Consider the following 10042-nt stretch of genomic DNA (forward strand, 5'->3'; position numbering starts at 1 on the left):
GGCGGCGCGCGTCACCCGCGCCGCCGCCGCCACCGCGCGAGGAGCGCCGCGGCGGCGAGCCACGCCGCAGCCGAGCCCGTCGCCCCGTCGGTCCCCGCTGCGAGCCCGCAGCCGTTGCCGTGCGCCCGGGGGTCGCCGCGCAGCGGCCTGGGGGTGGCGCCCTCGCCGCCCGAGCCGTCTTCGCCGCCGTGGCCTCCGCCGCCGCCCGCACCGGCGTCGCCGCCGCCCGAGCCCGCGTCGCTGCCGCCCGCACCGGCGTCGCCGCCGCCCACACCCGCATCGCCGCCCGCGCCGCCGCCTCCGCTGCCGGCGTCATCGGGCACGCAGCCGCCGGCCACGCAGGTGCCGCCGGGGCAGCGGGCGCCCTCGTTGGGGAAGAGCGCGCACTCGCCGTGCTTCGGGTGGCACTGCGCGGAGGTGCAGACGTTCCCGGAAGGCGCGCACACGACCGGATCGCTGCCCCTGCAGACGCCGCCGTCGCAGGCGTCGGTCCGGGTGCAGGGGTCGCCGTCGTCGCAGGGCGTGCCGTCGGGCTTCGCCGGCGCGTTGCAGTCGCACGCGTCGCCCACGTGGTCGCCGTTCGCGTCCTCCTGCCCTTCGTTCGAGAGGAACGGGCAGTTGTCGGCGGCGTCGGGCGCGCCGTCGCCGTCGTCGTCGTCGTCGCACCGGTCGCCGTAGCCGTCGTCGTCGCCGTCGCTCTGGCTCGGGTTCGCGATGAGCGGGCAGTTGTCGCCGTCGTCGGGCGCGCCGTCGCCGTCGTCGTCGCTGTCGCACGCGTTGCCCTCGCCGTCGCGGTCGAGATCGGACTGGTCGGGGTTCGGGACGGAGAGGCAGTTGTCCACGCCGTCCTCGACGCCGTCGTCGTCCCGGTCCAGCGCGTTCAGATCGCACGCGTCGCCCCGGCCGTCCGTGTCGGCGTCGGCCTGATCGGGGTTGGGGGCGAGCGGGCAGTTGTCGACCTCGTCGCCTAGGGCGTCGTTGTCGTCGTCGTCGTCGCACGCGTCGCCGCTCTCGTCCGGCGGCGACTCGTCCTTGTTGTTCTCCTGTCCCGCGTTGGGCGTCGACGGGCAGTTGTCGGCCTCGTCGGGCACGCCGTCGCCGTCGTCGTCGGGATCGCAGGGGTCGCCCGCGCCGTCGCCCTCGAGGTCCGCCTGATCGGGGTTCGGCGTGAGCGGGCAGTTGTCGTCGCCGTCGAGCACGCCGTCACCGTCGTCGTCGGGATCGCAGACGTCGCCCGCGCCGTCGCTGTCCGCGTCGGCCTGATCCGGGTTCGGCGCGGACAGGCAGTTGTCGTCGAGGTCCTTCACGCCGTCGTCGTCGTCGTCACCGTCGCCGTCCGCGTCCCAGTTGACGACGTAGGCCCGCTCGCGCACCGACATCCCGGCGAGCGCCGGCGCCGGGAGCGCGTCGAGGTGGGCCGCACCCGCGTGGGAATCGGCCCGGCTCGCGCGCTGGCCGCCGAAGTGCATGACGATCCGCGTCCCCCCGGGGGGCAGCTTCAGGGTGAACTCGACGACGGGCCCCTGCGTCGCCGCGCAGTCGAAGGTGGTCATCCCGACGCTCCCCGGCGGGATCGCCGCGGAAGGCCCGTAGAAGTTGAAATGGAGGCTCGGATCCCCCCCCGCGTCGAAGTCGTCCGTGGCGAGCCATCGATCCGCCGGCGTGAACTCCAGATCGCCCGTGGTCGACTGCGTGATGGTGGTGCTGTTGTCGGATCCGACGTTCGTCTCGATCCGCACGACCGCCGTCCGCTCGCTGGCGGTGGGGTTGCGGAGGATCTCCAGGAAGCGCGCCCAGCCCTCGTCGGTCGGCACGTAGATCTTCCGGGTGACCTCGAGCTCGCCCATCAGCGCCGGCCCGTGGACGAGCTGCCGCCCGTCCATCTCCTCGGCCCGGGTCGAGGAGGGAAAGCTGCTCCCATCCACCCGCAGCACCATGCCGGTGTCGAAGGCGTCGTTCGTCCCGTCGCCGATCACCCCGTCCATCCCGACGTCCCACCGGAAGGAGAGACCATCGATGAGGTCCTGCAAGGGGCCCACGGCGGCGCACTGCGCGGCCGCGCTCCGCGGCGCCGCAGCGAGCGCCAGCGTGACGCCGAGCGCGGTGGCCATGACGGTTCGCTTCATCCTCTTCACCCTCTCTCGCCCCACGGGGCCGCGTCGCATGGCCCGATCGCGCTCGTCCTCGTCACCGCGCCGCGCCGCCCGCGGCCGGCTCCTGCACCGCGCCGCCCGCGGCCGGCTCCTGCTGCTCGCCTTGCGCCTGCGCCGGGCAGCCGCGCCGCGACGGGTCGCCGCCCCCGGAGCCCGCGGCCGCCCGGGGGCAGAGGTCGTCCTGATCGGCGACGCCGTCCTCGTCCTCGTCCTCGACGGGACAGCCGTTCCTCTTCGCGTCGGCGCTGGCGGGGCCATGCGCGTACGGGCACGCGTCCCGCGCGCCGGGGATGCCGTCCACGTCCGGGTCCGCGTTCGCGTCGGTGTTCGCCGCCGCGCCGGCGGGCGGCCGCGCCGGGGGAGCCCACGCCACCGTCCCCATCGCGCGGAACGACGGCGTGCCGATCGCGTCGCCGATGCCCGGCCCGGCGGCCGCCCCGACGACAAGGCCCGCGAGGGGGCGGAGCCGGGCGCCGAGCAGGAGCTCGGCGCTCGTCGTCCTCTCGACCTCGACCCGCTCGCGCGCGGTGAGCGACAGGGAGCCGCCCTGGAGCATGGTCTCGGCGTACACCTCCGGGCCGACCTGCAGCCGCTCGTCCCAGAGGAGCACCCCCGCGCCGCCGCCATAAGCGAGCGTCGAGGGGCTCTCGGAGCTCCGCATCACCGCGCCGGCCGCGACGCTCCACACGACGCGCGCGACCCGCCCGCCGAGCAGGAGCTGCGGCGTGACGCGGACCGCGCCCTCGCCGACGTACGCGTCCGAGTTGCCCGTGGGCAGGTGCAGGGACGCGCTCGTGCCGATCTGGAAGGGGTCGCCGTCGTCGCCGAGCAGCCGGACGCGCACGCCGAGGCGCAGATCGCCGAGCGCAGGCGACGAGGGCGCCTCGGGCGCACCCGCGCCGGCCGCGGCCGCGGCGCCGTCGCCGCTCTGGGAGAGCGCGAGCGGCAGCGAGGCCGAGACGAGCAGCCGATCCCACAGCGAGAGGGAGCCGCCGATGTGAAGGAGCGACTGGCTTCCGACGATCACCCGCTCGGACGAGGCGCCGTTGGAGAGGGTGAGCGGATCCTCCGCGTGGTCGAACAGGGCGAGCCCGCGGGGGACCAGGTGCCCTCCGATGAACGGCGACGGCACACCGAAGAGCGGATCACCCGCGGGTGTCGGCTCGAACCGGCTGAGCGCGACGGCGCCGGGCCCCTCCGCGCGCGCGGAGGACGGGCCGAGGGCGATGCCGAGCAGCGCGCCCGCGAGCGCCGCGCCCACCGTGATGAAGCCTCTCATGGGCGCCGGATGGTATCCCCGCCACCGCAAGCGGAGCAAAGCCGATTTGTCCGAGACGTTTCCAACAGTTGCTTGCGCGGCGCGTGCATCGGGTAGCATCGCGGTAATCCGAGGTGGAGCGTCTCGGAGAGTCGGAGAGTCGGAGCACGGCCATCGCGGTGTGCTTCCGCCAGCAAGGAGCATCGATGCGAGGGAAGCAGCTGGGCCATTGGGGGCGCGCCATGACGGCCGCGCTCGGCGTGGGGCTCGTGGCGGGGGTTGCCGCGGCCCAGCCGGCTCGCACCGCGCCCGCCGCGACGCCGCCCGCCGCGACGCCGCCCGCCGCGACGCCGCCCGCGGAGACGCCGCTCGCGGAGTCGCTGACCGGGATGGCCAGGGCCGAGCATGGAGCGGGCGCCGCGCTGTTCGACGACGGCGACTACGCGGGCGCGCTCGCGCGGTACGAGCGCGCCTACGAGCTGTCGCGCGATCACCGCCTGCTCTGGAAGGTGGCGCTCTGCCAGAAGAACCTGCGGCGCTACGCGAAGATGATCGCGACGCTGCGCCGGATGGAGGCCGAGGCGGGCGCCGCGCTGTCGGCCCGCGACAAGCAGGACATCGCCGACCTGATCCAGGCGGCCGGGGCGTTCGTGTCCCTCCTCGAGATCACGGCGAGCGAGCCGGGGGCCGAGGTGTTCGTGGACGACGAGCCGGTCGGGACGACGCCGCTCGCGGCGCCGGTGCCGATCGACATCGGCGAGCGCCGCATCCGCGTGTCGAAGCCGGGCTTCGTCGATTTCGTCCGGCAGGAGAAGGTCGTGGGCGGCGGCAGCGTCGCGCTCGTGGCGCGGCTCGACCGGGCGTTGCACCGGGGGCGGCTCGCCATCGCGGCGGGGCAGGACGATCTCATCGCGATCGACGGCAAGGTGGTGGGCAAGGGCCGCTGGGAGGGCTCGGTGCAGAGCGGGACCCACGCGCTGCGGGTGACGGCGCCGGGGATGACGCCGCACGAGGCGCAGATCCTGGTCCGCGACGACGAGCGCCGGCGGATCGACGTGTCGCTGGAGCGCGCCGCGGCGCGGGGCGGCGCGAGCAAGTGGCTCTGGATCGGCGGCGGCGCGGCGATCTTCGCGGGCGCGCTCGTCGCGGGGGCGCTGCTCTTCGAGCCGGGGACACCGGTGGAGCAGGGCAGCCTGGGCACGGTCCCGCTCGGCTTCGGAGGGAGACGTTGATGCGGATGAAACGGACGAAGCGGACCAGGTCGATGTCGGCGGTGGCGTTGCTGGCGCTCGCGGCGGCGGGGCTTTCGGCCTGCGGCGGGGAGAAGGGGCAGCTCATGGTCGTCTTCCAGACGGACATGTCGCTGCCGAAGGACATCGATACGGTCCGGATCGAGGCGACGCTCGACGGGTCCGTCGTCTACGACGAGACCTTCGAGCGGCTCGGGACCGATGGGGCGATCCGCCTGCCGGCGACGCTGGGCTTCCTCACGCCCGACGACCCGTCGCAGTCGCTCCGGGTGCGCGTCATCGCGAGCCGCGGCGGGAAGGACGGGGTGCGCCTGCTCCGCGAGGTGCTGACGACCGTGCCCGAGGGGCGCACGGCGACGCTGCACATGCCCATCCAGTTCCTGTGCGACGGCTCGGCCGAGGTCGAGCGCGACGAGCAGGGCAACGCGCTGCGCGACGGGGAGGGCAACGTGGTCGTCAAGAACAGCTGTCCCGAGGGGCAGAGCTGCGTCGCGGGCTCGTGCGTGCCGCGCGAGGTCGACTCGCGCGAGCTGCCCGATTACGAGGCCGTGGCCGTGTTCGGCGGCGGGGCGGGCGACGGCGATGGGCTCTGCTTCGACACGCTGAAGTGCTTCGCCGCCGCCGCGTCGGCGCCTGTCGATCTCGAGGCGTTCGCCGCGGACGGCACCGTCTGTCGGGCCGCCGCGCCGAGCGGCGACGTGAACGTCGCGCTGCTCACGCAGGGCGGCGGCATCTGCGGCGAGAGCGCGTGCTTCGTGCCGCTCGACGCGGAGAGCGACGCGGGCTTCCGGGTGGAGGAGGGCAACGTGCTCCGGCTGCCGGTCGAGGTGTGCCGGCGGGCGCAGAGCGGCAAGCTCGCGGGGCTCGCGATCGCGACGGCGGGCGAGGGGACGTGCCGCAGGAAGGGCACGGACCTGCCGACGTGCGGCCCGTGGTCGGCGCTGCAGGGCGGGGAGTCCACGGAGCCCGACGCGTCGGCGCCCGTCCCCGTGGCGGTGGCGCAGGTCCACCCGGTGTCGCTGCAGGTGGCGGCGGGCGGCGTGACGTGGATCGCGGGCGCGACGTTCGACGGCGATGGGATGGCCCAGGAGGACGGGGAGCTGAAGACGGCGCCCGTCGACGGCGGCGAGCCGCTGGTCCTCGGCGCGACGCAGGCGTCGCCGCGGGATCTCGCGATCGACGAGGCGCGGCAGGTGGCCTTCTGGACGAACGCGGAGGACGGCACGCTGATGGTGGTCCCGCTCGCGGGCGGCGAGCCGCGCGTGCTGCTCGCGGATCTGCAGCAGCCCGAGGGGCTCGCGCTCTCGGGCGGCGCGCTCGCGTGGACCGAGCTCTGGGGAGGCGGCGTGTTCCGGGCGCAGCTGAGCGGCAGTGGCGCGGAGGTCGAGCTCGGCGCGCCGGAGGAGCTCACGCCGTCCGGCACGGCGTTCTCGTCGCCCTACCGCGTGGCCAGCGCGGGGGACACCGTGTGCTGGACGTACCAGGGCACGCTGGGCAGGACCGACGGGGCGGTGGCGTGCCGCGTGGGAGAGGCCTCGGTGACGATCGCCGCGGAGCAGCTCACCCCGCGGGAGATCGCGCTCGACGTGGACGGGGAGGGGAACGCGGCGGCGGTCTACTGGGCGAGCTTCGAGGGCGGCAGCGTCTTCCGGGCGGATCTGAGCGGGGCGGAGGTCGGCGCGCCCGAGGAGATCGTGTCGGATCAGGGCCAGCTGAACGGCCTCACGGTGGACGAGGGGCACGTGTACTGGACGCGGCGCGACGCGGGGGCGGTCGTGCGCATGCCGAAGGGCGGCGGGGAGCAGGAGGTGCTGGCCTCGGGGCAGGCGCGGCCGGGCGACATCGCGGTGGACGAGGCGACCGTCTACTGGATCAACGAGGGATCGCCGGACGGCAGCGGCGGCGCGCCGGTGAAGGACGGGGCGGTGCTGAAGCTCGCGAAGTGACGGGGGCGGCGGAGAGCGCAGGGGGCGGCGCCGCGCCGTCTGCGCGCTCGCCGCCGCGTGTGCTATGGGCCGATCCGTGAAACGCACGGCGCTTCTCCTGGTCGCCCTCGCGCTCCCCGCGTGCGGATCGAGCTACGCACAGCAGGGCCCGAGCGACACGCTCCGGGCCTACGCGCAGGCGCTCCAGGAGGGGCGCGTCGACGCGGCGTACCGGCTGCTCTCGGACGAAGCCAAGCGGTCGATGTCGCTCGAGGCCTTCCGGCGCGCGGTGCGGGACAACCCGGACGACGCGCTCGAGATCGCCCGCGCCATCGCGCGGCCCGCGGCCGATCCGGTGGTGACCGCGACGGTCACCATGCCGAACGGCGAGGAGCTCCTGCTCGTCTTCGAGGGCGGCCGCTGGCGGCTCGACGCGGCAGCGGTCGATCTCTACGGTCAGGCGACGCCCCGGCAGGCGCTGGTGGGGTTCCTGCGGGCCTTCGAGCGGAGGCGCTACGACGTGATCATGCGCTACGTTCCCGACGCCGAGAAGGAAGGCCTCGTCGAGCCCGCGGGCGCCGCGGCCGATGAGGCAGGAGCGCCCGGCGAGGCGGGCTCTGCGCGCGCAAGCGGCGAGAGCCCGGCGCAGCCCGCCGGACCTGGAGCCGCAGCCGCGCCGGGGACCGCGGGAGCTGACGCGGCGCAGAAGCCGGGAGGTCGGCCCGGGACGGTCAAGGCCGCGGCCGCCGCGGCGCAGCTCACGCCCGAGAAGCTGAAGAGCGCCTGGGAGGGGCCGCAGAAAGAGCAGATCAACCGGGTCGTCCAGGCGATCAAGGCGGCGCTGCCGACCGCGACCATCGAGGAGACCGGGGACAGCGCGTCCATGGCCTATGGCGCCGGCGGCACGGTCGCTTTCACGCGCGAGCACGGGGTCTGGAAGATCAAGGACTTCTAGCGGCGCGCCCGCGTCATGGCTTCGAGAAGAGCGCTGTACTAGGGTTGTCTGCATGCCGACCGGCGATCCTTCTTCGCGAACGCCTCCCTCGCCCGACGCGGATAGCGTCCCGATCCTCCCGCTGCGCAACTCGGTGCTGTTCCCGATGTCGGTCGTGCCGATCAACGTCGGCCGGCCGCGGAGCGTGCGCCTGGTCGAGGATCTCCTCGGCCGCGAGCGCGCGCTGGTCGGCGTGATCAGCCAGAGGTCGCCCGACGTGGACGAGCCCACGTTCAAGGAGCTCTACTCCGTCGGGACCGTCGCGCGCGTTGTGAAGGTCATCCGGCTCGGCCCGAACAACTACTCGGTCGTGCTGAACGGGCTCGGCCGCTTCCGGGTGAAGTCGGCGTTCTCGCTGGAGCCGTACATGCGCGCGCGGATCGAGCGCATCCCGGAGTCGCTCGTGCGCGACGTGGAGCTCGAGGCGCTCGGCGCGGGCCTGCGCGAGGCGACGCGCGAGGTGCTCGGCCTGATGCCCAACCTGCCGCGCGACACGGCGGGCATCCTCGACAACGTGCGCGAGCCGGGCGCGCTGGCCGATCTGATCGCCTCGAACTTCCCGCAGGCGCAGGCCTCGGTCGGCGACAAGCAGGAGATCCTCGAGGCGTTCGACGTGAAGGCGCGCGTCCGCCTCGTGCTCGCGATGGTCGGCCGCCAGCTCGAGGTGCTGCGGGTCAAGAAGGAGATCTCCTCCATGGTGCAGGAGGAGATGGGCAAGTCGCAGCGCGAGTACATCCTCCGGCAGCAGATGAAGTCGATCAAGGAGGAGCTCGGCGAGGGCGGCGACGACGACGAGATCGAGGAGCTCCGCGAGCGCATCCGGCGCGCCAAGGTGCCGGCGGAGGTCGACAAGGTGGTCCGCAAGCAGCTCAGCCGGCTGCGCTCGATGGCGCAGCAGTCGGCCGAGTTCAACGTGACCAAGACGTACCTCGAGTGGATCGCGGATCTGCCGTGGTCCAAGACGACGGTGGACAAGCTGAGCGTCGAGAGCGTGCGGCGCTGCCTCGACGAGGATCACCTCGGGCTGGAGAAGGTGAAGAAGCGGATCGTCGAGTACTCGGCGATCCGGCAGCTTCGCACGGACAAGAAGGGGCCGATCCTGCTCTTCATCGGGCCGCCCGGCGTCGGCAAGACGTCGCTCGGCAAGTCGATCGCGCGCAGCATGGGGCGCCGCTACGAGCGGATCGCGCTCGGCGGCGTGCGCGACGAGGCGGAGATCCGCGGGCACCGGCGCACGTACGTGGGCGCGCTGCCCGGGCGCATCCTGCAGGCGCTGAAGAAGGCGGGGACCAAGAACCCGGTGCTCGTGCTCGACGAGGTCGACAAGATGGGCGTCGACCTGCGGGGCGATCCGGCGGCGGCGCTCCTCGAGGTGCTCGATCCGGAGCAGAACTCGACGTTCCAGGACCACTACCTCGACCTGCCGTTCGATCTGTCGCAGGTGATGTTCCTCGCGACCGCGAACAACTGGGACGGCATCCCGGGGCCGCTCGTCGACCGCATGGAGGTCATCGAGGTGCCCGGCTACACGCGGACCGACAAGCTGGGGATCGCGCGGGAGTTCCTGGTGCCGAAGCAGCTGTCGGCGCACGGGCTCACGGACGAGCGCCTGGAGTTCACCGAGCCGGGCATCGAGGCGGTCGTCGACCACTACACGCGCGAGGCGGGCGTGCGCGGCCTGGAGCGGCAGATCGCGGCGGTGTGCCGCGCGACGGCGGTGAAGGTCGCCGAGGGCCACGACGTGCGCGAGGTGGCGACGCCCGAGCACGTGGAGCAGGTGCTCGGCCCGCACAAGCACCGCCCCGAGATCGCCGAGCGGACGCTCCAGCCCGGGGTCGCGACCGGCCTCGCGTGGACGCCGGCGGGCGGCGAGATCCTCTTCATCGAGGCGACGAAGATGCCTGGCAAGGGCAACGTGGTGCTCACCGGCAACATGCGGAACGTGATGCAGGAGTCGGCGAGCACGGCGGTGAGCTTCGTGCGCAGCAAGGCCGATCGGCTGCACCTCGATCCGGAGTGGCTCAAGGAGATCGATCTGCACGTGCACATCCCGCAGCACGGCACGCCGAAGGACGGGCCGAGCGCGGGCGTGACGATGTTCGCCGCGGTGGCGTCGCTCCTGCTCGGGGCGTCGGTGCGCAGCGACGTCGCGATGACGGGGGAGATCTCGCTGCGCGGGCGGGTGATGCCGGTCGGCGGCGTCAAGGAGAAGCTGCTCGCGGCCCACCGCGCCGGGATCCGGCACGTGCTCATCCCGGCGAAGAACCGGCGCGACCTCGAGGACGTGCCGCAGGACGTCAAGGATCAGATCAAGATCACGATGGTGTCGTCGATGGAGGAGATCCTGCCGCTCGTGCTGGAGCCGCCGCGGCGCGCTCCGGCGCAGAGCGCGTCGCCGGAGGAGCTCGAGGAGCAGGCGGGGGTGTAGCGGGAGGGCGCTTCACGAGCGCCATCCCGCCTTC

At 73.8% G+C, this 10042-nt stretch carries 6 protein-coding genes; 4 read left to right on the plus strand and 2 right to left on the minus strand.

From position 1 onward, the window contains the following. Nucleotides 1-11: 11 nt before the first annotated feature. Both WME79_RS16145 and WME79_RS16150 read right to left on the minus strand, forming a co-directional pair. Nucleotides 12-2126 (minus strand): thrombospondin type 3 repeat-containing protein, encoded by a 2115-nt coding sequence (locus WME79_RS16145; RefSeq protein ID WP_437536263.1) that lies wholly within the window; start codon nucleotides 2124-2126, stop codon nucleotides 12-14. A 61-nt stretch (nucleotides 2127-2187) separates the two neighbouring features. Continuing rightward, nucleotides 2188-3432, minus strand: a complete 1245-nt coding sequence (locus WME79_RS16150; protein ID WP_437536266.1) for an OmpA family protein — start codon at nucleotides 3430-3432, stop codon at nucleotides 2188-2190. 185 nt (nucleotides 3433-3617) lie between these two features. On the opposite strand from WME79_RS16150, the gene WME79_RS16155 reads away from it, so the two are divergent. From WME79_RS16155 to lon, 4 genes are all read left to right on the plus strand, one after another. After that, on the plus strand, nucleotides 3618-4643 hold the full coding sequence (locus WME79_RS16155; protein ID WP_437536269.1) for a PEGA domain-containing protein: 1026 nt from the start codon (nucleotides 3618-3620) through the stop codon (nucleotides 4641-4643). 5 nt (nucleotides 4644-4648) lie between these two features. Continuing rightward, nucleotides 4649-6607, plus strand: a complete 1959-nt coding sequence (locus WME79_RS16160; RefSeq protein ID WP_437536272.1) for a hypothetical protein — start codon at nucleotides 4649-4651, stop codon at nucleotides 6605-6607. A 76-nt stretch (nucleotides 6608-6683) separates the two neighbouring features. Then, nucleotides 6684-7541 carry a hypothetical protein gene (locus WME79_RS16165; protein WP_437536274.1) on the plus strand — a complete coding sequence of 286 codons (858 nt, stop codon included), beginning with the start codon at nucleotides 6684-6686 and terminating at the stop codon, nucleotides 7539-7541. A gap of 52 nt (nucleotides 7542-7593) precedes the next feature. Then, nucleotides 7594-10008: an endopeptidase La gene (gene lon / locus WME79_RS16170; RefSeq protein ID WP_437536277.1), complete on the plus strand. Its 2415-nt coding sequence runs from the start codon at nucleotides 7594-7596 to the stop codon at nucleotides 10006-10008. The last annotated feature ends 34 nt before the right edge of the window (nucleotides 10009-10042 follow it).

Source organism: Sorangium sp. So ce726 (genome assembly GCF_051521405.1).
Lineage (GTDB): Bacteria > Myxococcota_A > Polyangia > Polyangiales > Polyangiaceae > Sorangium.

Excerpts from the sequence above, each read along its gene's own strand:
- WME79_RS16145 (WP_437536263.1), bottom strand. The coding sequence starts at position 2,126 with ATGAAGCGAACCGTCATGGCCACCGCGCTCGGCGTCACGCTGGCGCTC.
- WME79_RS16150 (WP_437536266.1), bottom strand. The coding sequence starts at position 3,432 with ATGAGAGGCTTCATCACGGTGGGCGCGGCGCTCGCGGGCGCGCTGCTC.
- WME79_RS16155 (WP_437536269.1), top strand. The coding sequence starts at position 3,618 with ATGCGAGGGAAGCAGCTGGGCCATTGGGGGCGCGCCATGACGGCCGCG.
- WME79_RS16160 (WP_437536272.1), top strand. The coding sequence starts at position 4,649 with ATGAAACGGACGAAGCGGACCAGGTCGATGTCGGCGGTGGCGTTGCTG.
- lon (WP_437536277.1), top strand. The coding sequence starts at position 7,594 with ATGCCGACCGGCGATCCTTCTTCGCGAACGCCTCCCTCGCCCGACGCG.